27 protein-coding genes are annotated in these 23,918 nt (G+C 68.6%); 12 read left to right on the top strand and 15 right to left on the bottom strand.

Going from position 1 to position 23,918, the window contains the following annotated elements; translation table 11 throughout:
* Window positions 1-24 precede the first annotated feature (24 nt).
* Window positions 25-480 (top strand): VOC family protein, encoded by a 456-nt coding sequence (locus YWM_RS0110070; protein ID WP_028850618.1) that lies wholly within the window; start codon window positions 25-27, stop codon window positions 478-480.
* Window positions 481-877: 397 nt separating this feature from the next.
* Here YWM_RS0110070 and YWM_RS0110065 read toward each other — a convergent pair whose 3' ends face one another.
* Window positions 878-1,336, bottom strand: a complete 459-nt coding sequence (locus YWM_RS0110065; RefSeq protein ID WP_028850617.1) for an SRPBCC family protein — start codon at window positions 1,334-1,336, stop codon at window positions 878-880.
* Between the two features lie 334 nt (window positions 1,337-1,670).
* On the opposite strand from YWM_RS0110065, the gene YWM_RS0110060 reads away from it, so the two are divergent.
* Window positions 1,671-2,096, top strand: coding sequence for a hypothetical protein (locus YWM_RS0110060; protein WP_028850616.1), 426 nt, complete (start codon window positions 1,671-1,673; stop codon window positions 2,094-2,096).
* Between the two features lie 48 nt (window positions 2,097-2,144).
* A complete protein-coding gene (locus tag YWM_RS0110055) occupies window positions 2,145-3,002 on the top strand; it encodes an SDR family oxidoreductase (protein WP_028850615.1) in 858 nt (285 codons plus the stop codon).
* Here YWM_RS0110055 and YWM_RS0110050 read toward each other — a convergent pair.
* The 4 genes from YWM_RS0110050 to YWM_RS26620 form a co-directional block, all read right to left on the bottom strand.
* Window positions 2,999-3,718: a DUF6766 family protein gene (locus YWM_RS0110050; protein ID WP_245565993.1), complete on the bottom strand. Its 720-nt coding sequence runs from the start codon at window positions 3,716-3,718 to the stop codon at window positions 2,999-3,001. The two genes, YWM_RS0110055 and YWM_RS0110050, sit on opposite strands and share 4 nt — an antisense overlap.
* Before the next feature lie 93 nt (window positions 3,719-3,811).
* Window positions 3,812-3,994: a hypothetical protein gene (locus YWM_RS23005; protein WP_043660472.1), complete on the bottom strand. Its 183-nt coding sequence runs from the start codon at window positions 3,992-3,994 to the stop codon at window positions 3,812-3,814.
* Window positions 3,995-4,056: 62 nt separating this feature from the next.
* Window positions 4,057-5,208 (bottom strand): FUSC family protein, encoded by a 1,152-nt coding sequence (locus tag YWM_RS23000; RefSeq protein ID WP_052344746.1) that lies wholly within the window; start codon window positions 5,206-5,208, stop codon window positions 4,057-4,059.
* Window positions 5,209-5,222: 14 nt separating this feature from the next.
* Entirely contained in the window at window positions 5,223-5,366 is a 144-nt protein-coding gene (locus YWM_RS26620) for a hypothetical protein (protein WP_211232476.1), read from the bottom strand.
* Between the two features lie 9 nt (window positions 5,367-5,375).
* Here YWM_RS26620 and YWM_RS22995 point away from each other — a divergent pair, with 9 nt between their 5' ends.
* The gene (locus YWM_RS22995) at window positions 5,376-6,047 is read left to right on the top strand and encodes a site-specific integrase (RefSeq protein WP_052344745.1); all 672 of its coding nucleotides are present in this window, start codon (window positions 5,376-5,378) and stop codon (window positions 6,045-6,047) included.
* 6 nt (window positions 6,048-6,053) lie between these two features.
* Here YWM_RS22995 and YWM_RS0110020 read toward each other — a convergent pair whose 3' ends face one another.
* From YWM_RS0110020 to YWM_RS0110010, 3 genes are read right to left on the bottom strand one after another with little or no spacing between them, the layout of a single operon-like run.
* Complete coding sequence (locus YWM_RS0110020) at window positions 6,054-6,326, bottom strand: DUF4235 domain-containing protein (RefSeq protein ID WP_028850613.1); 273 nt, start codon at window positions 6,324-6,326, stop codon at window positions 6,054-6,056.
* On the bottom strand, window positions 6,323-6,709 hold the full coding sequence (locus tag YWM_RS22990; RefSeq protein WP_043660469.1) for a DUF3618 domain-containing protein: 387 nt from the start codon (window positions 6,707-6,709) through the stop codon (window positions 6,323-6,325). The genes YWM_RS0110020 and YWM_RS22990 overlap by 4 nt, the downstream gene beginning before the upstream one ends.
* Window positions 6,706-7,122, bottom strand: a complete 417-nt coding sequence (locus YWM_RS0110010) for a phage holin family protein (RefSeq protein ID WP_028850612.1) — start codon at window positions 7,120-7,122, stop codon at window positions 6,706-6,708. The genes YWM_RS22990 and YWM_RS0110010 overlap by 4 nt, the downstream gene beginning before the upstream one ends.
* Window positions 7,123-7,322: 200 nt before the next feature.
* On the opposite strand from YWM_RS0110010, the gene YWM_RS0110005 reads away from it, so the two are divergent.
* Complete coding sequence (locus tag YWM_RS0110005; protein WP_028850611.1) at window positions 7,323-8,825, top strand: FAD-dependent oxidoreductase; 1,503 nt, start codon at window positions 7,323-7,325, stop codon at window positions 8,823-8,825.
* Window positions 8,826-8,832: 7 nt separating this feature from the next.
* On the opposite strand, the gene YWM_RS0110000 is transcribed toward YWM_RS0110005, so the two are convergent.
* Genes YWM_RS0110000 through YWM_RS0109990 form a run of 3 tightly spaced genes read right to left on the bottom strand, consistent with a single transcriptional unit; the run spans window position 8,833 to window position 12,786 of the window.
* On the bottom strand, window positions 8,833-9,459 hold the full coding sequence (locus tag YWM_RS0110000; protein ID WP_028850610.1) for a UdgX family uracil-DNA binding protein: 627 nt from the start codon (window positions 9,457-9,459) through the stop codon (window positions 8,833-8,835).
* Window positions 9,456-11,489 (bottom strand): CocE/NonD family hydrolase, encoded by a 2,034-nt coding sequence (locus YWM_RS0109995; protein WP_028850609.1) that lies wholly within the window; start codon window positions 11,487-11,489, stop codon window positions 9,456-9,458. Before YWM_RS0109995 ends, YWM_RS0110000 begins: the two co-directional genes overlap by 4 nt.
* A gap of 13 nt (window positions 11,490-11,502) precedes the next feature.
* The gene (locus YWM_RS0109990) at window positions 11,503-12,786 is read right to left on the bottom strand and encodes a cytochrome P450 (protein WP_028850608.1); all 1,284 of its coding nucleotides are present in this window, start codon (window positions 12,784-12,786) and stop codon (window positions 11,503-11,505) included.
* A 172-nt stretch (window positions 12,787-12,958) separates the two neighbouring features.
* On the opposite strand from YWM_RS0109990, the gene YWM_RS0109985 reads away from it, so the two are divergent.
* Window positions 12,959-14,254 (top strand): ATP-grasp domain-containing protein, encoded by a 1,296-nt coding sequence (locus YWM_RS0109985; RefSeq protein WP_028850607.1) that lies wholly within the window; start codon window positions 12,959-12,961, stop codon window positions 14,252-14,254.
* A 12-nt stretch (window positions 14,255-14,266) separates the two neighbouring features.
* Here the strand turns inward: YWM_RS0109985 and YWM_RS26830 are convergent, their stop codons facing one another.
* Complete coding sequence (locus YWM_RS26830; RefSeq protein ID WP_245565992.1) at window positions 14,267-14,776, bottom strand: hypothetical protein; 510 nt, start codon at window positions 14,774-14,776, stop codon at window positions 14,267-14,269.
* Between the two features lie 229 nt (window positions 14,777-15,005).
* Here YWM_RS26830 and YWM_RS0109975 point away from each other — a divergent pair, with 229 nt between their 5' ends.
* Window positions 15,006-16,346 (top strand): NAD(P)/FAD-dependent oxidoreductase, encoded by a 1,341-nt coding sequence (locus tag YWM_RS0109975; RefSeq protein WP_028850606.1) that lies wholly within the window; start codon window positions 15,006-15,008, stop codon window positions 16,344-16,346.
* Between the two features lie 2 nt (window positions 16,347-16,348).
* Here the strand turns inward: YWM_RS0109975 and YWM_RS0109970 are convergent, their stop codons facing one another.
* On the bottom strand, window positions 16,349-17,008 hold the full coding sequence (locus YWM_RS0109970) for a GntR family transcriptional regulator (RefSeq protein ID WP_028850605.1): 660 nt from the start codon (window positions 17,006-17,008) through the stop codon (window positions 16,349-16,351).
* Between the two features lie 105 nt (window positions 17,009-17,113).
* Between YWM_RS0109970 and YWM_RS22980 the strand changes: the two genes are divergently transcribed.
* The 5 genes from YWM_RS22980 to YWM_RS0109945 all read left to right on the top strand — a co-directional run bounded on the left by YWM_RS22980 (window position 17,114) and on the right by YWM_RS0109945 (window position 22,358).
* Window positions 17,114-18,265 (top strand): glycerate kinase, encoded by a 1,152-nt coding sequence (locus YWM_RS22980; protein ID WP_052344743.1) that lies wholly within the window; start codon window positions 17,114-17,116, stop codon window positions 18,263-18,265.
* Entirely contained in the window at window positions 18,262-19,668 is a 1,407-nt protein-coding gene (locus YWM_RS22975; protein WP_052344742.1) for a C69 family dipeptidase, read from the top strand. The genes YWM_RS22980 and YWM_RS22975 overlap by 4 nt, the downstream gene beginning before the upstream one ends.
* A gap of 53 nt (window positions 19,669-19,721) precedes the next feature.
* On the top strand, window positions 19,722-21,134 hold the full coding sequence (locus YWM_RS22970; RefSeq protein ID WP_052344741.1) for a purine-cytosine permease family protein: 1,413 nt from the start codon (window positions 19,722-19,724) through the stop codon (window positions 21,132-21,134).
* An 84-nt stretch (window positions 21,135-21,218) separates the two neighbouring features.
* The gene (locus tag YWM_RS0109950) at window positions 21,219-21,671 is read left to right on the top strand and encodes an NUDIX domain-containing protein (RefSeq protein ID WP_028850604.1); all 453 of its coding nucleotides are present in this window, start codon (window positions 21,219-21,221) and stop codon (window positions 21,669-21,671) included.
* A 213-nt stretch (window positions 21,672-21,884) separates the two neighbouring features.
* On the top strand, window positions 21,885-22,358 hold the full coding sequence (locus YWM_RS0109945; RefSeq protein ID WP_028850603.1) for a hypothetical protein: 474 nt from the start codon (window positions 21,885-21,887) through the stop codon (window positions 22,356-22,358).
* A gap of 67 nt (window positions 22,359-22,425) precedes the next feature.
* Here YWM_RS0109945 and YWM_RS0109940 read toward each other — a convergent pair whose 3' ends face one another.
* Window positions 22,426-23,100, bottom strand: coding sequence for an IclR family transcriptional regulator (locus YWM_RS0109940; protein ID WP_169720976.1), 675 nt, complete (start codon window positions 23,098-23,100; stop codon window positions 22,426-22,428).
* A 49-nt stretch (window positions 23,101-23,149) separates the two neighbouring features.
* Window positions 23,150-23,911, bottom strand: a complete 762-nt coding sequence (locus YWM_RS0109935) for an enoyl-CoA hydratase-related protein (RefSeq protein ID WP_043660464.1) — start codon at window positions 23,909-23,911, stop codon at window positions 23,150-23,152.
* Window positions 23,912-23,918 lie beyond the last annotated feature (7 nt).

Genomic DNA, 23,918 nt, shown 5'->3' with positions numbered 1-23,918 from the left:
GGTGCCTGCCGCTATAACGGCGGTATGGCATTGCACTGGAAGCTGGTCGTGGACAGCCGGAACGCTCCCGCCATCGCCGATTTCTGGGCGGCGGCGCTCGGCTACGAGGTGGAAGATCCCGGCACGTTGATCGACCAGCTGCTCGCGGGCGGTCAGCTGCCGGAAGCCGCGGTGATCGAACACCGTGGCCGCAAGAATTTCCGCGGTTTCGCCGCGATCCGGCACCCGGACGACCCGTTCGACGAGGTGTCCGGCATCGGACGGGGCCGCAGGATCCTGTTCCAGGACGTGCCGGAGGGCAAGTCGGTCAAGAACCGGCTGCACATCGACGTACACGCGGGCGAAGAGGGACTGGACGCGTTGGTGACTCGGCTCGAGTCGCTGGGCGCGCGGCGGGTGCAGGAGCTCGACAAGGGGCCTGCCGGCCACTGGTGGCTGATGCAGGACCCGGAGGGCAACGAGTTCTGCGCCGCGGCCTGACTCGGGCCGACATCGCGGTGGAAGTCTGAGGGTTGCGCGCGGGGCGCACCATACGTGCGGCAGCGGATCGCACCGTGTCGGTGCCGGGCCCCGCGATGCCTGGTCGTCTCGGTGAGCGGCGCGATCCGACGACAACTGTGGCCGCGGGTGGCGACCCTCCCCTACGGCCGCCGGTCTCCCCTACGGCCGCCGGTCTCCCTACGACTGCGTGGGCTCCTCGGATGGCGCAGCGCCGATACGCGCACACTCCTGGTTCACGACACACGGCTCGTGGCAGCGAGAGTGGTTCATGGCACTCGGCTGCCCGGATCGGCAGCAGGGCCTCGCCGGGCCGCTCACATGACTGTGCCGCCGCACGCCGGAAGGCGCACGACGGCACAGGGCTGTGCTGCGACCGTCAGTGCGGGCGCTCGATGTCGCCGTGCCAGCCGCCGGTGGCGTGGCCGCGCTGCTCGATGAACTCCTTGAACCGGTTCAGGTCACCCTTCACCCGCTGATTGAGCAGACCCGCCTTGTCGGCCACGTTCTCGGCGAAGCCTTCCGGGTCGATGTCCATCTGGGCGGTCACCCTGGTCTGGTTGTCGTCGAGGCGGTGGAACGTGATGACGCCCGCGTGCTGCGGGCCGTTGTCCGATTTCCACGCCACGCGCTCCTGAGGATGCTGCTCGGTGATGGTGGCGTCGAACTCGCGCCGGACACCGGCGACCGAGATGTCCCAATGCGTCTTGGTGGGCGTCATCTGCTGAACACGGTCAACGCCTTCCATGAATTGGGGGAACGTCTCGAACTGCGTCCACTGGTCGTAGACCGGGGCGATCGGGGCGTTCACGTCGACCGAAGCGGTGATCGTGCTCATGGGTTTCCTCTCGTTGACTGCTTTCCCCTGGATACCCACCGGGCCTGGTCCGCTACCGGGGTGAGGGCTGTGTGTTGGCCCACGCGAGGCTGGGTAGCCGCCTTGTAAAGCACAGCCACACCGTCCGCGCCGGTAGGCACCAGAGCGAGGACGGTCGCCGAGGTCCGGGACGCCCCTTCCCGGCCTTCGCGGACTGGCCCCGGACCACCGCCCGGGGCCAGTCCCCTGTCCATGGCCGTTGGGGTATGTGCGCTGCGCTACACCCTGACTCAGCTCGAGAACCGGCAGGTCCCCGCCACGATTCGCCGATCAACCCCGGGGGTAGTCAGCGGCCATGACTCGCGCTCGCTCGATCACCGCGGTCCTCGCGGCGTTCTATCTCCTCGTCGCGCTGGCCGCGCTGGTGCTCGCACCCCGATCACTGGCCCGCGCCTACGGCGAGAACATGGTCGCCGGATTCGGCGTGGACGCCATCCTCACCGTGGTGCATGCGGCCATCGGTGTCGCCGCACTGCTGGTGACGCTCCTGGCCGTGCCCGTAGCCCGTCGCGTGTTCGGTATGGCGGTGGCGGTGGTCGCCCTCGGTTTGTTCGCCTACGGCATTCCGGCCGCCGTCGACCCCAATCCGGACGTGGCGTTCAACATCGGCTGGGGCAACGTCGTGATCTACGCGCTGACCATCCCCGCCGGCCTGTACGTCGCGTTCAACCAGACCGCGCGTGACGCTCGCCCGGTGTCCACCGGCGACACCGAGCGCTGAACCAATCCACTCATGACCGACGCGGCGCCGCCGCGGAATGGAGTCCCCATGTCCGTTTCCGGAGACCAACCACAGCAACAACAGACCGCGCCCGGCGCGACCGGCGACATGGAGCCGCACCCGCAGGATCGGATGGAGGGCTACCTCGGCCGCGGTCTGCTCGACGGCCGCGCCGCCCTGATCACCGGCGGCGATTCCGGCATCGGCAGGGCGGTCGCCATCGCGTTCGCCAAAGAAGGCGCCGACGTCGCGGTGGCCTACCTCGACGAACACGAGGACGCCCGGACCACCGCGGATCTGGTCCGCGCGGAAGGCAGGCGATGTCTGCTGCTGCCGGGCGACCTCGCCGAGGCCGCGCAGTGTCGGGACGTCGTGACCGACACACTCAGCGCGTTCGGGCGGCTGGACATCCTGGTGAACAACGTCGCCACCCAGCAGCCGGTCGACTCGCCCGAGGAGCTCACCGACGAACAGTGGCTGCACACGTTCGCGGTGAACATGCACAGCTATTTCCGGGTGACGGCCGCCGCGCTGCCCCATCTCAAGGAAAGCTCGTGCGTCATCAACTCGGGGTCGGTCAACGGGCTGCGCGGCAACAAGACGTTGATCGACTACTCGGCGACCAAAGGCGCGATCATCGCGTGGACCCGCTCGATGGCGCAGGCGCTGACCGATCGCAAGATCCGGGTCAACTGCGTCGCACCGGGCCCGGTGTGGACCCCGCTGATCCCGGCGACGTTCCCGCCCGAGCGGGTCGGGTCGTTCGGTGAGCAAGCACCGATGGAGCGCGCCGCCCAACCCGACGAGCTCGCACCGTCATACGTGTTCCTGGCATCGGAGCGCTTGTCCTCGTACTACAGCGGGCAGGTGCTGGCCGCACTGGGTGGCGAGACCACGCCCGCCTAGCCGCTGACGTCGGTCTCGTGGTGTGGAGCGCCCACCGGCTTCGATTCCGGTGAGCCGCGCTGCCGCAGGTAGACGCTGAGCACCGCCATCGACCCGATGGCGAGGAACTCCGACTGCCAGTTCTGCAGCGCGCGGTTCCAGAAATCGGCGGACACCACGTACTCACCGAACGACAGCGTGTGCGCGCCCTCGGACAGCTGCTCGGCGTTGAACGCCACCTGCCCGGCCACCGCTTGGGTCAGCAAGCTGAGCAGGAAGATCGCCAGCATGATCAAGCCGAGCGAGCGGGAGAACACCGTGGTGCGCCACCCGCCCGCTCGGGCCCATGCCGGCGAATCCTCGGTCGCATGGCTACCGACCCGCTGGTCCCGATCCGACTCCGGCCCGATCCGGTGCGCAGGCTTGGACTCCGGTGAGCCGCGTTGCACCAGCCACACCGTGGCGAAGATGTAGAGGAAGAACTGCAGGTACTCCGACTGCCAGTTCTCCGCGACGTCGACGGCGAACTCGGCCGAGGTGACGAAGTCGAACAAGCCGATCCGTTCGCCACCGTTGATCAGCTGCTCGTGGTTGAACGCGGCCAGGCCGGCGAACGCCTGGCCGGTCAGCGCGAGCAGGAACAACAGCCCGAATGCGAGGCCGAGCCCGTTGTCCCGCACGAAGCGCTTCCAGTGCGGCAGCTGCTCGCCTGCGTCCGGCCGAGCGATGTCGACCACCTGGCACTCCCTACTTGAGAAGTGCGACCAGCAGGAAATACAGCAGGCCGCCGACAATGATGACCAAGTACGCGGCGAAAACCGCCCGCGAGGTCATTCGGTGTACTCGTCGTCCTCGCCGATGCGCACCGTGGTCGCCTGATCGGCCAGGTCGCCGTCGGACGCTTCGAACTGCGCGGCCGGTTCCACCGACGGTTCCGGCCTGGTCGACCGCTGCTGGTCAAGCAGGTCGGCCTCCGGCTTGTCGATCGCGGGGTCGCCGAACTCCTCGGTCATCGATCCTCCTCCCGTGAGGCACTCCTCGGTGTACCCGGCCAGGGGTGCGGTTACACCGCCCCCTACGTCCACCTATACCCATTCGGCTGGGGTTGCGCCGGTCGTTCCACGGTGGGCACGCCCCGCAGCTCGGCGATGGCCTTGCGGGTCGGCAACAACAGGCTCGCCAACCCGGCAGCCGTCTGGATCGGGCCGTGATGCCCGTCCACCCGCTTCTCCAGGGCTCGGAGGCCGTCGTCGGCCCGCCGCAGCAGGTCTTGTGCGTCGTCGCTGGAGCCGTCGTGCATGCCCATCTCGGCCGCGGCATCGGCGACGTGATCGAGCACATCGGCGAACTCGCCGCGCAGGTCCTCGTCCGGCGTGGTGAACGGGGCGTGCTCGTGGGTGATGACGTACGCCGCCTCGGTCAGTTCACGCAGGTGCGGCCAGGCGCGACGCAACGCGGTCGCCGCCGGCTGCCACCGGTCGACCACGTTCTTCCGTTCCCCGCGGCGCCGAAGGTTCAGCCGAGCGCTCTCGTCGCTCCACTGCTGAGCCTGGTGCGCATGCCGGACGTGGTTCTCCACCGTGCGCGCGTCGTCCTCCCATTTCGCGGCCAGATCGGGCGAGTCGATCTCGCGCAGCGACGCGGCGATCCCGCGCAGCAGCACGCTGAGTTCCCGAGCCAGGCCCGCGGTCGCCTCGCGCGGTCGCCGCAGGTAGATCGGCGGGAAGACGAGCATGTTGATGGTCAGGCCGACCACGGCTCCGAGTGCGATCTCCAGCAACCGGTCGACCAGCAACTCCGGTTCGTTCACCGTCCCCTGGATGATCACCAGCAGCGCGGTGACCGCCACCCAGATACCGCTCGACCCGAAGTGTCGCCACCGCCCGAGCAACAGGCCGACCGGCACCACGACACCGATCGCCGCGGTCGGCAGCGCGATCAGCTCGTGCGCCACCCCGCCGAGCAGCACCCCGGCACCGACCGCACCGATCTGCTGCCGGGCAGCCTGCAGGGACCGGTACACCGTGGACTCGAACAGGAACATCGCGGCGTAGGGCGCGAGGAACGGTTGCGGCAACGCCAGCAGGTGCCTGGCCAGTAGCCAGGTCACCACGACCGCGATCGACGCCTTCGCCACTTGGACGAGGTCTTGCCAGTTCAGTGCACGTTCGACCGCGTCGCGGACCCGTCGCATGGTCATGGCCTGTGGCTTCCGCGCGTCCGGCATGGGCAAACGTGAGCTCAGCCGCGAACCTGGGCAGCCAGATCCTTGTCCAGATCGGCGCGCACCAGGGCGGCGGTGAACCGGGCCAGATCGTCACCGTCGACCAGTGCGGCGAGCTTGGCCTCGTCTTCCGGCAATCCGACCGCTCGCGCACCGGACACAGCCTTGGCGTGGCGGCCCGCGGTATCGGCCGGGACCGTGTTCTCGCCGGGGCGTTACGCATCCTCGACCTCGGTGTCTTCCGCACCGGTGGTGAGGAGTACACGCGCAGCAACGGCACCTACGGCTTGGCCACCCTGCAACGCGACCATGTCCGGCTCAGCGGCGACCAGGTGCGGTTCCGCTACCTCGCCAAGGGCGGCACGCTTCGCGAAGTCATGATCAGCGACGCCCCGCTCGCCGCGCTGGTGCGGTCGTTACGCCGAGCGGGTCCGGATGTGGACCGGCTGCTCGCCTACCGGGACGGATCGCAGTGGCGGGAGGTTCGAGCGGACGAGGTCAACCTGCGGTTCCGGGACCTCACCGGCGACGACTTCACCGCGAAGGACCTGCGCACGTGGAACGCGACCGTGCTGGCCGCGGCCGCGTTCGCCGAGCACGACGCGCCGACAAGCCGGCGAGCTCGGCAGCGGGTGCGTGCGACGGTGATGCGGGAGGTGGCCGAGGAACTCGGCAACACCCCCGCGGTCGCCCGCAGCTCCTACGTGGACCCCAGGGTCGTGCGGCACTTCGAATCCGGCCGTACCATCCGCCCGGCACTGGAACGCATCGGCGGCAGCCTGGCAGACGAAGACGCCCGCGACGCGATCGAACGCGCGGTCATCCGCCTGCTCGACGCCTGACCAGCATCACTTCTTCTTGGACTTCTTCGGCCAGGTGCCGGTCGCCTTCTTGAACCCGGTCGCCGCACCACGGTCCACCAGCGCCTTCACGCCACCGAACACCGCGCCTTGCACAGCCGCGGCGGTGAGCACCTCGGACCAGGAGCGGTCCTCGTCCTTGGCGTCCGGTGCGTCCTTCTGGCCGGTGCCCACTTTCCACAGCTGGTGAAACGCGACCGACGCGAGAATGCCGCCCACCACACTGGCGAGCAGGCTCAACGGCTGGTAGAGGATCTTCATTCTTCCTCGGCCACCTTCCGGTGCTTGATGCGCCGCATCAGCGCCCACAGTGCCAGCAGCGCGCCCAACCCCATCGCGAACTGCTTGGGATTGCGTTGGACCGTCGCCACCGCGTGCTCGGCCTTCTCCCGCGCCGGGGAAGGCAGCTTCTCCATGGCCTGTTCGGTCACTTGCTGCGTGCGCTGTCTGACCGTCTCGGACGTTTCCCGCGCCCGATCCTTCATGCGCGACGGCACGTCGGCCTTGTACGCCAACGCTTCCACCGTGTCCGCCAAATCGGCGCGCGTACGTTCGATGTCGTCCTTCAACTCCGCCGTCGTCGGCTTCTCCTCCGAGGTACTTGCCGCGGAATTGCTCTCCGGCTTGCGGTGGGACCCGTTCATCGGTGCAGACCTTCCTTCACCGCGTCGATGTCGGCGCGGACGTTGCCCACCGTGTCCTCCGGGACGACGGGGGTGGCTGACTGGAGTTTCTTGCGGCCCATCAGCGCCAGGACGCCTGCGACGGCCAGCACCACCACGGCGACGATCAGGGCGGCCGCCCACCCGGGCAGCACGAGTGCCAGCGCCAGCACGGCCGTGGCCAGCAGCGTCGCGACGCCGAACAGCGCCGTGATGCCTGCTGCTCCGAACAACCCGGCGCCGATACCGCCGCGCTTGCCCTTCTCCTGCAGTTCGGCTACCGCGAGCTGGATCTCGTCGCGCACCAGCCGGGACATCTGGGCTGAGGCTTCCCCCACCAGCTCGCCGATCGGGCGTTCCGCCCCGGCGGGCGGGGGAGCCTGGTCTCCGTCGATGAGCGGGCGCCGGCGTCACACGTTCCGCCCCGGCGGGCGGGGGAGCCTGGCTCGATGTGTCGACCATGCCAATCGCCTTCCTTCTCGTGTGTGGGTGCCGGGTACCCCCGGTCGGCCCCGCGGCATGCACGCCGTCCACATCCGGGTCAACCACCAGGTCGCGTGCATGATCGGCCCCGGATCCGGGTAGCCCGGTGCCCATGCGGCATCTCAGCGTCTGGACCGCCACGGCCGACCTGCCCTCGTTTCCGTCGCTGGACGACGACATCGGGGCGGATCTGGTCGTGGTCGGCGGCGGCATCGTCGGACTGACCACGGCCTTGTTGGCCACGCAGAACGGGTTCGGCCGGGTGGTGGTGCTCGAGGCACGCACACTCGGTGCGGGTACCACTGGCTCCACCACGGGCAAGGTGAGCGCTCAGCACGGGTTGACCTACGCGAGCCTGAGCAAGCGCCTGGGGGAAGAGGCGGCCACCCAGTACGCCCGGGCCAACCAGGCAGGCCTGGACAAGATCGTCGAGCTGGCCGAGCAGATGAGCATCGACTGCGAGCTGACCCGCGCCCCGTCGTACCTGTACACGCACGAGTCGAGCAGGCGTAAGGACTTGATCGACGAGGCCGAAGCGGCCAATCGCGCAGGCTTGTCCGCGGAGCTGGTGACCGACACCGATCTGCCGTTCCAGGTCGCGTCCGCGGTGCGGTTCGGCGACCAGGTGCATTTCCACCCGGGCAAGTACCTGGCAGGTCTGGCGCAGGCGTTCGTGGACGCCGGCGGCCTTATCTACGAGAACTCCCGGGTGCAGAGCTTCCACGAGCGCGGCGGTCAGGTACACGTCAAGACCGCGCGGGGCGCCATCCGCGCCAAGCACGCGCTGCTGGCCACGCTGCTGCCACCCGGCTTGACCGGCGGATTCTTCGCCAGGGCCAAGCCGATCCGGTCGTACGCGTTCGCCGTCCGGCTGAGCGAGCAGGCTCCGGTGAGCATGTCGCTGTCCATCGACCAGCCCAGCCGGTCGATCCGTCCCTGGCGCGCGCCGGACGGCAACGGCCTGATCATCGGCGGCAACGGGCATCAGACCGGCGACAGCACCGACGAACAAGCCTGCTACGAGGACCTGCAGCGGTGGACGTCGAACACGTTCGACGTGAACTCCTTCGAGTTCCGCTGGTCCGCGCAGGACTATCAGACGTTCGACCAGGTTCCCTACGTCGGCAAGGTGCCGCTGCACAAGTCGCTGTACGTCGCCACGGGCTTCCGCAAGTGGGGACTGACCAACGGGACGGCGGCCGCGATGATGGTGATCGACCAGATCACCGGCCGGTCGAACCCGTGGCAGAAGGTTTTCGACACCACACGGATCGGCGACACCAAGGCGATCGTCGAAGCGGCCGGGCACAACCTGAAGTCGGGCGCGGAGCTCACCGGCGGCCACCTGATGCGCGCGCTGCGCTCGCCCGAGCCCGAACTGCGACCGGGGGAAGGCGGCATCGTCAAGATCAAGGGCGACACGGTCGGCGCCTATCGCGATCACGACGGTCAGCTGCATGTCGTCCGGCCGACGTGTACCCACCTCGGCTGCCCGCTGCACTGGAACAAGGCGGAAACCAGCTGGGACTGCTCGTGCCACGGGTCACGGTTCACCGCCGACGGCGATGTGCTGGACGGGCCGGCGAAAGCGCCGCTGCATCGGCCGCACGACTGAGTGGGTTTCAGCCTGCCGCAGCACGCGCCACCCGGAGGTCGTCGACCAGTGCCGCGTAAGCACGCTTGCGGTCGTCGCTGCGCAGGACCGCTGACGGGTGGACCGTGGCCACGACGTCGACCGACCTCGGCGGTTCGCCCAGCTCGGCGGTGATCAGTTCGCCTCGCCTGCGGGACACCCGAAACGACGATCCGAGCAGTGCTTGGGCGGCCGTGGCGCCGAGGCAGACCACGAGGCTCGGCCGGACGACGCGCAGCTCGGCGTCCAGCCACGGTCGGCACGCGACGATCTCGGTGCGACCGGGTTTGCGGTGGATGCGACGCTTGCTGCCCTGTTGTCTGCGGAACGCGAAGTGCTTGACCACGTTGGTCAGCCAGACGGACCTGCGGTCGAAGCCTGCGTCCCCCAGCGCCCGGTCCAGCACCTTCCCCGCCGGTCCGACGAACGGTTCGCCGGCCAGGTCCTCCCGATCACCCGGCTGCTCCCCCACCACCATCGTGGCCGCCCGCCGCGCACCGTCACCGAACACGGCTTGCGTCGTGTCGCGATACAGCTCGCAGCCGCGACAGGCTTGCACCGCGTCGGCGAGCACGCGAAGACTGCGGGTCTCGGGCACGTACGGCGCCGCGGTCACACCAAGTCCCTGGGGATGCGGTGGGCCCAGTTGCGCGAAACGATCCGGTGGTCGCCGTCGTAAGCGTCCAGTTCGGCATGCACGATGAACTCCGTCTCGGTGCATTCCAGCGTCGTGCGGGTCACCGTCCTGGCGTCCCAATCGCCACGGCGGAAGCCCACCACCCAGGTCGAGGCGGCGGTCACGGATGCGAAGTCGTCGGCGATCCACTCGTACGACTCGTGCACGGTTCGCGTGACGTCCAGATCGATGTCGGGGAAGCGGACGACCCCAAGTCCTTTGCGCACTTCGAGCTCCGAGTGGTAGTCGACCAGGTCACGGGACACGCGCCAGCGCTGCTCGCTGGGCCGGATCTCCTCCGTGCGGATGGGTGTGGCGCCCTCGGGCGGGCCGAATTCCGACAGCGGCACCTCGTCGGGCTCGTCGATCGGGCGGGTCGGCAGTTCGAGGGCGCTGCTTCCGGTGAACACGCTCATCCGCACCGGTCGTGGTGGTGGCCAGGCCAGTGGCCAGTACGAGGTGGACACCGCGAGGCGGATGCGGTGCCCGGGTGGGAAGGACTGCGCAACCCCGTTGAGCGTGATGCGCACGGTGTAGGTCCTGCCCGGCTGAAGCGGCTCGGGCTGCTCGTGACTGTCGCGATGGGTCAGGTTCAGCAGCCCGTAGGTGACCCGTGTCGCACGCCCCTCTTCGTCCACATCGGACAGCCGGGCGGCGATCATCGCCACCGGCTGGTCCACACTGACTTCGAGTTCGGCCACCGGGGCGCCCAGCATGTCGTATCGCTCGGTGAGCGGGTCGGTGTCGAACACCAACGAGCCGCCGTCCTCCTCACGCTGGTCGTAAGGCAGATCCGGCGGCGCGTTGTAGGAGCACCACTTGCCGGCGAACTGGCCGACGGACAGCGGTGAGCTGATCGTCAACTCCTGCCTCGGCACGCGGTCCTCGGCCTCCTGAGTGCCGCAGATGCGGTGGGGCGCGAGCGCGTGCCGGTCGACGCGCACGTGCGGAGACGGCCAGGACGGCTCACCGACCCAGCGCCCCGGACGCTCGTCGTACGCGGTGGATGGCGGGACGCTGTCTTGCATCCAGGTGCGCAGCATGGGCTCGTCGTCGGTGGCCGCGGGTCCGTCGCGCAGCCAGCGGTCGAACCACTCCACGACTTCCTGCAGGAATCCGATGGCCGGGCCGGGCTCGCCCTGGTGCGGATACCGGTGTGACCACGGACCGATCAGTCCGCGGCGCGGCACCTTCAGGTGCTCGAGCACCCGGAAGACGGCGTTCGAGTAGCCGTCGGCCCACCCGCTGACCGCCATGACCGGGCACTGGATCGCGGAATAGTCCTCGCAGATGGAGGCGTGCTGCCAGTAAGGCGTGCGCCGCTGGTCCCGTAACCACTGCTCCAGCCAGCAGTCGATGCCTTCGAGTCGCTCCAGCCACATGTCCCGCCACCGCTCGCCGACCACGTCGGGGTCGGGCGGGCAAGTGCTGACCGCGAACACTGTGCCGGACTCGGCGAGGTTGTCCGACAGCAGGCAGCCACCCATGTAGTGCAAGTCGTCGCTGTACCGGTCGTCGGTGAAGCTGCAGGCCACCACGGCGTGCAGGGCGGGCGGGCGGCGGGCGGCCACCTGCAGTGCGGCGAAACCGCCCCAGGACAGGCCGAGCATGCCGACCTTGCCCGTGCACCACGGTTGCCGTGCGATCCAGGCCAGCACGTCTTCGGCGTCCTGCTGCTCGAGCTCCAGGTACTCGTCGCGGAGCACGCCCTCGGAATCGCCGGTGCCCCGGATGTCGACTCGCACGCACCCGAAGCCGCGCGCGGCCAGGTAGGGGTGGTTGACCGAGTCGCGCGCGGCGGTCAGGTCGCGGCGACGGTACGGGATGTACTCCAGGATCGCCGGGACCGGATCGTCCTCGGCCGTGCTGGGCAGCCACATGCGGGCGGCCAGCAGGGTGCCGTCCCGCATCGGGATCTGCACGTGGTCGTATTCCTTGATCGCCAGTGGTGGCACGGTCTCCGTGCGCATGCGGCCCCTTCCGTCACGCCACCGGCAGTCGCAGGCTGAAATGGTTCAGCGTCGCCGGCAGCGGTCGGTCCGCGTCGAGGTGTTTGGCAGGGTCGGGCCCGAATTCGCGGTGCGCCACCAGCTGGCTGAGCACTGTGGTCGTCACCAGCAGGACGAGGTTGCGACCTGGACAATCGGCAGGACCCGCGCTGAACGGCACCAGCGCGCGATTGCGCTGTGCCTCGCCGTTGTGCCAGATCTCCGGACTGAAGACGTCAGCGTACGGCAGCGTCCCTGCGTCGCGATGGAAGAAGGTCGTGTAGATCAAGAACGACGTGCCTGCGGGAAGTTCGTCCGTTGCCCATCGCGTCGGCGTCGTGCTCTCTCGGAGCAGGAAGGGCGTCGTCGGCCAGAGCCGCACGGTGTCCAGGACGCAGGCACGCAGATAGTCGCTCTGGTCGGCGCGCCTGCGGTGTTCCGGCTGCCCTGCCAGCACGGCCAAGGTCCGCATGGTGGCCATGCCCGCGGCATCGAAGGCGAACAGCCAGTGCGGAATCTGGCCATGCGGATCGGATCGGTCGTTCGCCCCGTGCTCGGCCACCAGCTGCGCCAGCGTTCCCGGCTGGGCGCGCACCACGTACTCGCCGAGGCGGGCGGCCAGGTACTCGCGCTCCAGCTGCTCCCGCGGCGCGGTGTAGGCCCAGTTCGCTCGGCCGCGCAGCCCGTTCAGCGTGTCGATCAGCTCGGTGTCGTCCGCGGCGGCGTCGCCCAGCACCACTCGGCGGACGATCCGCCAGAACCTCGGCGCGAAGATGTCCCAGGTGAGCGCTCCTTCGCGGTCGACGACCGGCAGCAGCTCCCGCACCTCTTCCGCGATCACCTGGTCCATGTGGTCGGCGAACCGATGGTGCGGGTGGTGGGTGTCCAGCACGTGTTCGTTCACCGCCCGGCGTTCGGACCGCTCACCGCCGGTGCTGATCAGCACGCCGTGGGGTTGGAAGTGACCGAGTGCCGCCCGCTTCTCCGTGGTCGCCGGGCTGAACGGTTCCGGCGTGTGATCCAGCAGCCGGGCGACCGCGTCCACGGACAACGCCAGGGCGATCGACCGGCCGGGCACGGGCAGGCGGAGCACGTCGCTGTCGTAGCGCCTGCGCAGCCGCTGCATCTGGCGGATACCGGTCCGATCGAGCTCGAGCCGCTCCGTGGCCGCCATGATTTTCGGGCGCCGCTTGATCACCCCTTGGGCCAGCGTCGGCAGGCCGAGACACGCGGCTACCCGCACGGTGTCCGCGGCACTCGCGGTAGTAAACGTCGGCATCAGGCGAACTGCTTCGAGATTCTGTCGCTCAGCCACACGCCCGTATTCCCTGTGCGCCCACGCCGGGAAACCCGGATCACGTTGCTGATCCGAGTGGCGTGGGTAGCCGGGTCGGAACGCTGCCTCACCCGGTGGCGTGACCCGACCGACGCTGGAGGAGGCAGGAGCCGACATGCCCGCCGACAAGACCGCCAACATCTTCGTGCTGGGGCTCGACGAGCAGAACCTGGACACGCTGAACCGGCTGCCGGAGCGCGAGCGGTACGCCTTCCACGGGTTGCTCACCATCCCGGAGCTGCAGCAGGGCGAGATCCCGATCGTCGAGTTGCTGACCAAGGCCGAGCAGAGCCTCGACGAGTTCGACGGCACGGTGGACGCGGTAGTGGGCTACTGGGACTTCCCGGTCAGCACCATGCTCCCGCTGCTGTGCCGGTCCCGCGGTCTGCCCAGCGCGAGCCTGGAGGCTGTGCTGAAGTGCGAGCACAAATACTGGAGCAGGCTCGAGCAGCGGAAGGTCATCACCGAGCATCCGGCATTCGCCGTGATCGACCCGGATGACGACGACCCGAAGCCACCCGCCGACCTGCGGTATCCGATCTGGCTGAAGCCGGTGAAGTCGTTCTCGTCCGAGTTGGCGTTCAAGGTGCACGACGACGCCGAGTTCGCCGAGGCGATGCGGCAGCTCGAGGACGGCATCGGCCGGGTCGGCGACCCGTTCCAGTTCATCCTGGACCAGGCGGATCTCCCCGACGAGGTGGCTCAGGTCGGTGCGCGAGCCGTCCTCGCCGAGGAGTCGATGTCCGGTGTCCAAGCCGCCGTCGAGGGCTACGCCCGCAACGGCGACGTGGTCGTCTACGGCGCGTTGGACTCGGTCAACTTTCCCGACACCGACAGCTTCCTGCGGCACCAGTACCCGTCGCAGCTTCCCGAACGGGCCGTCGACCGGATGGCCGACGTGGCCAAGCGGGTCATCGAGCACATCGGGCTGGACAACCTCGTGTTCTCCGTGGAGTTCTTCGTCGACCCCGAGACCGACGACGTGTGGCTGCTGGAAATCAACCCGCGGCACTCGCAGTCGCATGCCGAGCTGTTCGCGCACGTCGACGGCGTCGCCAACCACGAGCTCATGGTGCTGCTCGGCCTGGGCGAGGAGCCCCGGCTACCCGACGGTGGCGGCCGCTACGCCGTGGCTGCCAAATGGTTCCACCGTCACTTCGACGGCGACGCCATCGTGCGGCGCACTCCCACCCGGGACGAGATCGACCGCATCGACCGGGAACTGGACGGTGTCGAAGTGGAGATCGTGGTCGACGAAGGCGACCAGCTCAGCACGCTGGAAGGTCAGGATTCCTACAGTTGTGAGCTCGCCCAGTTCATCATCGGCGGCGACTCGGTCGACAACATGACCGCCAAGTACCGCGCGGCTGTGGATGCCTTGCACTTCGAACTCGAGCCGGTGCGCGACTGAGTCGGTGCCGGTTCAGTTCTGCATGCCGTAGGACCGCTGGCACGGATATCCGTCGTTGGTCGCCGACCAGTTCGGTGGGTAGCCGCGCTGGGCCCATGCGGCGAAGGCCTCCGGGTAGGAGTAGCCGTTGGCGTACAGCCACTGGCACGGCGTCTGCCCTGCCGCCGGGGTGATCTCGATCCACGGCTGCGAGTCGATCCACTCCGGCTGCGCGTACCACTGCTCGGAGGCCGGGGTGCGCGAAGACTGCTGCGGGACGTAGACCGTCTTGGTTCGTGGCGGCTGCACGTAGACGGTCTTCGTGCGGGCCGGGCGCTTCGTCTTCGAGGTGTGCGCCTTCGGCTTCGCGGCGGTCGTGGTCGTCGTCGTGGTGGCCGTTGACGCGGCTGGTTCCGGTGCGCCCTGCTCGCCGGCGGTTTCGCACCCCGACAACACCGCGGCCACGACGGCGACCGCCGCAGCGACGGTCAGCTTCGGTCTGCGCGCCACACTTCCGCGCGCGCTCTCGGCGATACGGTGCACTGATTCCCTCCCGGTCCCCCCGGCAGCGCCTGCGGCCGGTTCGTCGCCTTCATCGGAATCGCGCCACGCGATGTGAGCTGGAAAGACACCGGTTTGCCGTGCCGTGACCGATGAGCTGACCAAGGTCCCGGACGCCGGGGTCTCACGGCGCAGTCGAACGGCCCGGTGTTTGAACTTTCGCGTGCGCTGGGGAGCCAAGGCCAATCAGCAAAGGCAACGGGAGGTGGCCATGGCACGACGCCGCGTCGTGGTAGTGGGAAGCGGCTTCGCCGGATACAACGCAGCCAAGGAGCTCGCGGATCAGGTGTCACCGGACCACGTCGAGATCGTTCTGGTCAACCCTACCGACTACTTCCTGTACTTGCCGCTGCTGCCGGAAGTGGCCGCGGGCATCGTGGAGCCGCGTGCCGTGGCGATCCCGGTGCCGGGCAAGCTGCGCAACGTACGGCTGATCCTGGGCGACGTTCGTCATGTCGACACCGACGCGCACGAACTCACGTACGTCGACCCGGAGAACACCAAGCGTGCGCTGACCTACGACAAGCTGGTCCTGTCGGTCGGCAGCGTGAACAAGTTGCTGCCGATTCCCGGGCTGGCCGAACACGGTCACGGCTTCCGTGGCATTCCGGAGGCGCTCTACCTGCGGGATCACATGACCCGGCAGATCGAGCTGGCCGCGGCCACCGACGATCAGCAGGAGCGGGACGCCCGCTGCACGTTCGTCGTGGTCGGCGCGGGCTACACCGGCACCGAAGTGGCCGCGCAGGGCCACCTGTTCACCACCATGCTGGCGCGCCAGCGGCCCGAGCTGAGCGATCAGCCGATTCGCTGGCTGTTGCTGGACACCGCTCCCCGGGTGCTGCCCGGGCTGGACGAGCGGATGTCGAAGGAGGCGGACGCCGTGCTGCGCCGCCGCGGGGTCGAGGTGATGACGGAGACGTCGATCAGCGAGGCCACCAAAGAAGGCGTCGTCCTGCAGGACGGCACGGACCTTCCCACGCGCACCCTGCTGTGGTGCGTCGGTGTGCGACCCGATCCGTTGGTCGAATCGACCGGGATGGAAACCGTGCACGGCCGGCTCGTGGTCGACGAGCAGCTGCAGGTCCCGGGTTTTGCGGACATCTTCGCGTGCGGTGACGCGGCCGCCGTCCCGAATCCGCGAGACCCAGGCGAACTGTGCCCGATGACCGCGCAGCACGCGGTGCGGCAAGGCAAGGTGGCCGGGCGCAACGTCGCGGCTTCGCTCGGCTACGGAACGCCCCGCCGGTATCGGTACCGCGACCTCGGCTTCGTGGTGGACCTCGGCGGCAAGGATGCCGCGGCGAACCCGCTGCACATCCCGATGTCCGGCCTGCTGGCCAAAGTGGTCACCCGCGGCTACCACCTGGTCGCCATGCCGGGCAACCGTGCTCGTGTCGCACTGGACTGGGTCGCGGACGCACTGTTCTCGCGCCAGCGGGTGCAGCTGGGTCTGGTGCGGTCCGGCGTCGTACCGCTCGACACCGCAGCGCCGGAGTACCCGAAGCTGCTGTCCGACGACGAAGATCCGCTGGGCGTCGAACGCCGGTAGGGCTACGCCTTGCCGGCGGCCATGTGCGCCAACAGCTTGGATTCCGCGTGCGCCAGATGCGCCAGCCCCGCATCGGCCGCTTGGCGCGGATCCTTGTCGCGGATGGCGTCCAGGATCGCCTGGTGTTCCCGGGCGATCTCGGCCGGATCCAGCAGCTGGTGGCTCTGCACCTGAGCCAGGCACAGCCGCATCTCGTTGATGATCAGCTCGTGCGCGCGGGACAACCGCGGGCTGTCCAGGCTGTCCACCAGCGCGCGGTGAAACCGGACGTCTTCGTAGACGATGCTGGGCAGGTCGTCGCCCTCGGCCGACGCGGCGAACGAGTCGTGAGCGGTCTGGGCATCCGAGCTGACCTTGCCCTCCTCGGCCAATAGCTCGTAGCAGCGGGACTCGATGACGCCGCGCGCGAAGTAGAGATCCTTCACCTGCCGCTCGTCCAGCACCGGGACGCGCGCGCTCTTGTGCGTCGTCCGCTCCAGCAGCCCTTCGGCGACGAGGCGCTCGATCGCTGCCTTCGCGGTCTGCCGCGCCACCGAGTAGGCCTCCACGACCGACGCCTCGGTCACCGGCACGCCTGCCGGGATGTCCTCGGTCAGGATGCGCTCGCGCAGTGACGCGACGAGAGCCTCGCCAACGGATTGCGTGGCAAGACGGATCGTCATCAAGGTTCCCTTCGACGCACGGCAGCGCGGCTATCTTATCCAACCCCCTAGGCGGAGATTGCTCGTCATGATAACTTGTCGGACAATCTTGCGAAGGAGGTCGCGATGGGCGACGCCGCGGTGCCGCGCGTGGTGCTCGCGCCGGACAAGTTCAAGGGCACACTGCGTGCCCAGGACGTCGCGCAGGCCATGCAGCGCGGAATCCCGTCTGGTGTCGAGACCGTCGTCCTGCCCATCGCCGATGGCGGCGACGGCAGTGTCGACGCGGCACTGAGCGCCGGCTGGACCCCGTGGTCCGTCGACACCGTCGACGCTTGGGACGCACCTCGTCGCACCACCGTGGCGCTGTCCGGCACGTCCGCAATCGTCGAGGTCGCGGACATCTGTGGTCTGGGCGCCATGCACCCCTCCCCCGAGGAAGCTGCACAGGCTTCGTCCTACGGCGTCGGCGTTGTACTGCGCGCCCTGCTGGAACGTGGCGCGACGGACGTGGTGCTCGCGCTGGGCGGGTCGGCCAACACCGATGCGGGCGCAGGCATGTTGCGCGCACTTGGTCTGCGGTTGCTCGACGCAAGCGGCGCTGAGGTCAGCGGTGACGCTCGCGCACTCACGTCGGTGACCACCGTCGACGTAGGTGGCCTGGATCCTCGCCTGTCGGACATGCGGCTGACGTTGGCGTGCGATGTGAACACGCCGATGGTCGGTCCGGACGGATCCGCGGAGATGTTCGCCGCGCAGAAGGGGGCCGACGCCGCGATGATTCGTACGCTCAGCGCCGCCCTGAGTCACCTCGCGAGCGTCGCCGAGCCGGCCTTCGGTCGTCGTGGACTGAGTCACCGCCCGGGGGCCGGGGCGGCGGGGGGCCTCGGCTGGGCAGGGATGCTGCTCGGCGGTGCGGCCACGTCGGGTGCGACCGTCTTCCTGGAGCTGCTGGAGGCGCCGGCGAAGCTCGAACGGGCCCGGCTGGTGGTGACCGGCGAAGGCCGGCTCGACGAGCAAAGCCTGCGCGGCAAAGCGCCCTGCGCCGTCGCCGAGCTCGCGCGGGACACCGGCATCCCTGCTGTGGCGGTCGTCGGACGCCTCGACCTCCCCGAAACGGAACCCACGCCGTTCCTCGACGTGGTGGCCATCGACCGCATCGATCCGCGCTGTGTCGACGACCCTGACCTGACGCGGGATCTCATCGCACAAGCCACCGGCGGCCTGGTGGGCCGCCATCTCCCAGTGACCACGACGAAGAACGGGGACATCCGATGATGCGCGCATGGAGTTGTGACACCGTCGTCGCCCTGCCCGATGCCACGGCCTCCGGACGCCTGCTGTTCGGCAAGAACAGTGACCGGCCCGCGGGCGAAACGCAGCCACTGCGCAGCGTGCCCGCGCGGGCGGCGGGAGCTCCGTTGCAGCTGGCGTACGTGACGATCCCCGACGCTCCTGCGTTCGCTCATGTCGGCTCGGCGCCGTTCTGGTGCTGGGGCTACGAGATGGGCGTCAACGAGCACCGGGTGGTGATCGGCAACGAGGCGCTGTTCACCAGGACCTGGGCGGAAGCGGTCGAACGCGAGACCAAGGGTGAACCGGGTGACGAGGGCATTCTCGGCATGGAGTTGGTCCGGCTCGGCCTGGAGCGGGGCGAGAACGCCCGGGCAGCCCTGGACGTCATCACCGGGCTGCTGTCCGAGTACGGGCAGTGGGGCTCGGCCACGTTCGGCGCGCCGCACGCCGAGGGCGCCTACGACAACTCGTTCCTGATCGCCGACCCACACGAGGCGTGGGTGCTGGAGACGTTCGGCCGCGAGTGGGCCGCGCGGCGGCTGACCAGCGGGGTCGAGTCGATCAGCAACGAGATCAGCACGCGAGCGGACGCCGACCTGACCAGCCCGGGGTTGGCCAAGCTGGCCACGGAATCCGGCTGGTGGACGCGCGACCCGGAGCGGCTGGACGTCGCCGACGCCTACACCGACCCACAGACGCCGTTGCAGGTGTCGCACATCAGGCGCCGGCGGAGCCTGACGATGCTGCAGCACGCCGCCTCGAACGGCGGAGTGTCCATCCCGGATGTTCGGGCCGTGCTGAGCGACCACCTGGAGGACACCTTCCTCGGCGGGCCGTACTTCGACGCATCCCGGCCGGACTTCCACACCATCTGCATGCACGAGCACCCGGCTGGCTTCACGTGGGGTAACACGGCCGCGTCGCTCATCGTGGAGCTGCACGACGACCCGGAGCGGCCGGTGGTGCTGTGGTGGGCGCCGGTCACCCCGTGCACCAGCGTCTACCTGCCGGTGTTCGTCGGCGTCGACCTGCCTGCCGGGACCGACCAGCCGGGGTTGCCGGAATCGTTCGATCCGCGCGAGCACGGCCGGCCCGCCTACTCCCCCGACTCGGTGTGGTGGCAGTGGCAGCACCTGCTCGACGTGGTGAAGGATCCGCGCGCCGGCGCGTTCGACGAACGCGCCGGGGTGGTCCGCGAGCGTTTCGCCGAGCTCGAGCGCCGGTGGCGTGACTCGGTGCCGGACACCACCGAACCCACGGTCTTGGCCGAGTTCTCCGCCGCCTGTGCGGCCGAAGCGACCAGCGTGCTGCGCGAACTCGTCACCGGGTTCGGCGCGGACATGAATGAGCCGATCGATCCGAGGTGGCGAGCCGGCCACCCGTGAGCTGTCCGAGGGGGGATCGCCGCAGTTTCACCGACTTCGAGGAGCACTGACGAATGTCGATCTTGTCTGCGTTCAAAGGTCCGGAAGCCTCGCTCGACGAGCAGATCGAGAGTTATTCGGTCGAACGCGTCCCGCCGAACCGCCGATGGCCGATCCCCGCGATCAGCCTGGTACTGCTGGGCAACGCCACCGCCATGTTCTTCTTCACGTTCGGCGCGCAGCAGTCGTTCTTGGTCGGCTGGCCGATGATGCTGGTGCCCATCGGGTACTTCTTCTTCGGCGCGATCATCATCGGTTCCCTCACCATGCGCATGACCAGCCGGGAAGGTCTGTCCCAGGGCCTCATCTCGCGCGGACTCGGATTCGGCAGCAAGGGCGCCGCGGTCGCGTCGTTCATCTACGCGATCAACTTCGTCTACTACTTCCTGTTCGAGGGCACGATCGTCTCCCACTCGGTGGCGTACTACTTCGACATCCCGATCCACTCCGCGGGCGGCATCGCCATCTTCGCCGTGATCGGGCTGGCGACCCTGGCGTTCGTCTGGCGCGGCATGTACGCGATGTCCGCGCTGCAGACCTGGGGCTTCCCGCTGTTCGTCGCGTTCATGGTGTGGGCGCTGGTGTCGCTGGACGCCAACCACGACGTGGTCGGTCCGTTCGGCTGGGAAGCCACCGGTCCCGCGGGCGCGGCCGCGATGTGGTCGGCGATGAGCCTGGCCAACGGTCAGATGATCTTTCAGGGCCTGATGGCCACCGACTACGGCCGGTTCGCCTCGCAGCAGATCCGCTATCGCGGCACGGCGACGATCATGGTGCTGGAACTCGTGCCGATGTTCACCGTGATCTTCCTCGGCGCGCTGCTCGGCGCGACCCTGTTCGGCGACTTCGGCGCGGAGAAGGCACAGGACCCGGGGTTCGTGTTCGTGCACCTGATGGGGATCGGCGGCGTGCTGTTCGTGATCATCACGCAGATCCGGATCAACGTGATGAACCTCTACGGCGGGTCGATCGCCTTGGCCAGCGGTGTGGACGCCGCCACCGGGTTCCGGCCGGGTCGCCCGTGGTGGATGATCGCGATTTGGCTGTTCGGCGTGATCTTCTACGCCACGAACGTGATGAACCACCTGGACACGTTCCTGGCCATCACCGGCGTGCTGACCAACACGTGGGTGCTGATCCTGCTGGCCGACTACTTCATCTGTCGTCGCCTGCTCAAGCTCGGCCGGAGCGAGAACATCGAGTTCCGCGTCGGTGAGGTGCGCGAGTGGAACCCGTGCGGCCTGGCGTCGCTGGGCATCGCGGTGGCGGTCGGCGCGCTCGGGATCGTCGAGATCTATCCGCAGCACTACGCGTCGTTCATCGCCATGATCGTCGGACCGCTGATCCACATCGCGCTGACCGCGGCAACGCGAGGCCGCTTCTACACACCTGATCCGGAGCCGGAGCGCGAGACGGCCACCAACTGATCACGGCCGGGAGGCCTCGGGCGGCATGGCTCGCCCGGGGCCTTCGGTCGTTCACCGGCAAGGCCGGCTGCGTACGCTGATGTTGTGGGTGGGTCGGAGTCCGCGTTCGCGACGCCGCGAGTGGCTGCAGGTGTTCTGTTCTACCGAGGCCCGTCGCGCGTGTTGATGTTGCGGACGACGTACAAGGACTATTGGGAGATCCCCGGCGGTTTCGTGCAACCTGGTGAGTCACCGCGCCAGGCGGCACACCGGGAGGTCGTCGAGGAGCTCGGCATCGATGCCGTCGTCGGCCGGATGCTCGCGGTGGACTGGGCGCCCTCGGACGCCGACGGCGACAAGCTGAACTTCGTCTTCGAGGGCGGTGAGCTGCCCGCGAGCACCGAGTTCACCTTCACCGACGGCGAGATCTCGCTCGCGCAGTACGTGGAACTGGACGCGCTCGAGGACTACACCATCGCCCGGCTGGCACGCCGGATCCGCGCTGCGGCGCACGCCGAACAGCCTCGGTATCTCGAGCACGGCCATCCTCTGGCCTGACCGCAGTTGACCGCTCGCTGCTCTCCTCGGCGTACGTCGGTGTAACCGCTCGCTGCCAATCCCGGCATACATCGGTGTGGCCGCTCGCTGCCGACCCCGGCATACAACGGTGTGGCCGCTCGCTGCCAATCCCCGTGTCGACCTCGGTTCGCTCCATAGCATCGGCAACTGCTGTTCGCAAGAACTGCGAAACCGAAAGGAACCACACACGGCATGGCCATCGAAAAGCGCGGGCGACTTCGCCGAGCCGGCATCGGGATGCTCGCAGCAACCGCACTCACCCTCACGGTGCCGGCGACCGGAGGGACCGCGGCGGCGGCCGCCCCGGCCGACACCACGACCGCGGCCGCCACGCTGCAGACCGTCTCCAGCTGCTGGACCGGCGGCAAGCGGATCAAGCACTACGCGGTGAAGGCCGGCAAGTACACCGCCGGCTACGTCAACGTCTACCGGTACAGCGGCAAGAGCAAGTGTGCTCAGTTCTTCCACGCCGGAGGCACCAAGTACAAGTCGGCCTACACCACGATCCGCGTGGTGGGTGGCGGGCTGTCGGCCTACAGCGGCGGCACGACCACGACCAAGTCGCAGGGCATCAAGTCGACCGGCATCACCTGCATCACCGCGCGCGGAACCATCAACTGGAAGGGCGTGACGCGTTCGCGCAGCGTGCGCGCCTGCACCAGCTGAGCCGCTCGCCGGCACACGCGAAGGCGCCCGGGTCTCCCGGGCGCCTTCGCGCTGTTCGACCGCTGGGTCACAGGTTCTTGACGCGATCCAGCAGGACCGCGCCGACGTCCTCGAGCCGTTCGGCCATGGCGGCACTCTCCCCCGCCGCCACCAGGGCCGCTGCCAGTCTGCCGTCCCGCCCGGGGACTCCGGCCGCCACGGCGAGGATGCCGGGCAGTGCGTCACCGAAGGCCAGGCCGGTCCGGCGGATGTCCGGAAGCTGTTGGAGAAACGCGTCGATCTCCGCCGTGGGGTGCGTCTCGCTGAGCTCCCGCAGCCTGCGCTGCAGCTCGTCGTCCGGCAGTCCGGCGAGCAGCCGCTTGCCGCCGGAACTGCGCAGAATCGGCCGCCTGCTGCGGGTCTTGGCGTAGTACTCGATCGCCGGGTCGTTGCCCGCCTCGTCGAAGTACATCAGGTTGTCGCCGACCAGGACACCGACCACGATCGCGCAGCCCAGTTCGCGCGCCAGCTCCTCGATGAGCTGGTGCGACATCGGCGCCACCGACGACCAGTCGTGGCCCATGGTCAGCGCGAACGGTCCGGGGCCGAGTTCGTAGCGGCGGTTGGCCATCGTCAGATATCCGACCGCGACCAAGCCGTTCGCCAGCTGTTGCACCGAGCTGACCGGCGCGTCGAGCGTGCGGGCCAGGTCGGTGAGCGTCAGCCCCCTCGGTGCCCTGGCGACCGCCTCGAGAATCGCCACGGTCCGATCCACCCCGCGGTGATGACGCCCGGGCACACCACTCTCCTTGTCACGTTCCACTTACCCACGCCGGCGCTCGCTTCTCGACGAACGCCGCCATTCCTTCCTGGGCCTCCGGGCCCGCGAACAGCCTGGCAGATTCCTTCTCCATCATTTCCAGTGCGCCGGCAACATCACCCTCGCGCGCCTGCGGAATCAACGCTTTCGCCGCGCGCAGCGCCCCGGGCGCTCCGAGCCGGAACGCGGCGACCAGTTCTTCGCACGCGGCGTCGACATCGTCGCTGACCATCGACACCAGGCCGATGTCCAGCGCAGTCGACGCGTCGAAAGTCTCGCCGCTCAAGAAGTACCGGGAGATTCCGCGCGGTGTCATTTTCCTGCTGCACGGAACCGCGATCATCGCCGGCGCGACGCCGATGCGCACTTCACTGAACGCGAATGTCGCATCGGCGGGCGCTATCGCGATGTCGGCTGCTGCCACCATGCCCAGACCACCCGCGCGTGCCGGGCCGTTCATCTTCACGATCACCGGTACCGGCCCGGTCATGATCAACGACAACACATCCGCGAAGCTCGTTCCCGGTTGTTCGTCGGTGCTGGTCCGCCGCTCCTTCAGGTCGGCTCCGGCACAGAACACCGGCCCGGTACCGGTCAGCACGACCGCCCGTACCGCCGTGTCGTCCATCGCGGTTCGCAAGTGCTGATGCAGTTCGCTGACCAGCTGCCTGGACAGGGCGTTACGGTTGCGTGGGGAATCGAGCGTCACCGTCGCGATTCCGTCGGCAACGTCAAGGTGAACGAGTTCGGTCATCACGGTC

Source organism: Thermocrispum municipale DSM 44069 (assembly GCF_000427825.1).
Classification (GTDB): domain Bacteria; phylum Actinomycetota; class Actinomycetes; order Mycobacteriales; family Pseudonocardiaceae; genus Thermocrispum; species Thermocrispum municipale.
This window is presented reverse-complemented; position numbering and strand designations above follow the sequence as displayed.

Excerpts from the sequence above, each read along its gene's own strand:
- YWM_RS23000 (WP_052344746.1), bottom strand. The coding sequence starts at position 5,208 with ATGCCGGACGCGCGGAAGCCACAGGCCATGACCATGCGACGGGTCCGC.
- YWM_RS0110060 (WP_028850616.1), top strand. The coding sequence starts at position 1,671 with ATGACTCGCGCTCGCTCGATCACCGCGGTCCTCGCGGCGTTCTATCTC.
- YWM_RS22990 (WP_043660469.1), bottom strand. The coding sequence starts at position 6,709 with ATGAACGGGTCCCACCGCAAGCCGGAGAGCAATTCCGCGGCAAGTACC.
- YWM_RS0109990 (WP_028850608.1), bottom strand. The coding sequence starts at position 12,786 with ATGCCGACGTTTACTACCGCGAGTGCCGCGGACACCGTGCGGGTAGCC.
- YWM_RS0109970 (WP_028850605.1), bottom strand. The coding sequence starts at position 17,008 with ATGACGATCCGTCTTGCCACGCAATCCGTTGGCGAGGCTCTCGTCGCG.
- YWM_RS0109935 (WP_043660464.1), bottom strand. The coding sequence starts at position 23,911 with ATGACCGAACTCGTTCACCTTGACGTTGCCGACGGAATCGCGACGGTG.
- YWM_RS0110020 (WP_028850613.1), bottom strand. The coding sequence starts at position 6,326 with ATGAAGATCCTCTACCAGCCGTTGAGCCTGCTCGCCAGTGTGGTGGGC.
- YWM_RS0109985 (WP_028850607.1), top strand. The coding sequence starts at position 12,959 with ATGCCCGCCGACAAGACCGCCAACATCTTCGTGCTGGGGCTCGACGAG.
- YWM_RS0109975 (WP_028850606.1), top strand. The coding sequence starts at position 15,006 with ATGGCACGACGCCGCGTCGTGGTAGTGGGAAGCGGCTTCGCCGGATAC.
- YWM_RS0110065 (WP_028850617.1), bottom strand. The coding sequence starts at position 1,336 with ATGAGCACGATCACCGCTTCGGTCGACGTGAACGCCCCGATCGCCCCG.
- YWM_RS0109945 (WP_028850603.1), top strand. The coding sequence starts at position 21,885 with ATGGCCATCGAAAAGCGCGGGCGACTTCGCCGAGCCGGCATCGGGATG.
- YWM_RS23005 (WP_043660472.1), bottom strand. The coding sequence starts at position 3,994 with ATGACCGAGGAGTTCGGCGACCCCGCGATCGACAAGCCGGAGGCCGAC.
- YWM_RS22975 (WP_052344742.1), top strand. The coding sequence starts at position 18,262 with ATGATGCGCGCATGGAGTTGTGACACCGTCGTCGCCCTGCCCGATGCC.
- YWM_RS22980 (WP_052344743.1), top strand. The coding sequence starts at position 17,114 with ATGGGCGACGCCGCGGTGCCGCGCGTGGTGCTCGCGCCGGACAAGTTC.
- YWM_RS0110055 (WP_028850615.1), top strand. The coding sequence starts at position 2,145 with ATGTCCGTTTCCGGAGACCAACCACAGCAACAACAGACCGCGCCCGGC.
- YWM_RS22970 (WP_052344741.1), top strand. The coding sequence starts at position 19,722 with ATGTCGATCTTGTCTGCGTTCAAAGGTCCGGAAGCCTCGCTCGACGAG.
- YWM_RS0110005 (WP_028850611.1), top strand. The coding sequence starts at position 7,323 with ATGCGGCATCTCAGCGTCTGGACCGCCACGGCCGACCTGCCCTCGTTT.
- YWM_RS0110070 (WP_028850618.1), top strand. The coding sequence starts at position 25 with ATGGCATTGCACTGGAAGCTGGTCGTGGACAGCCGGAACGCTCCCGCC.
- YWM_RS0109995 (WP_028850609.1), bottom strand. The coding sequence starts at position 11,489 with ATGCGCACGGAGACCGTGCCACCACTGGCGATCAAGGAATACGACCAC.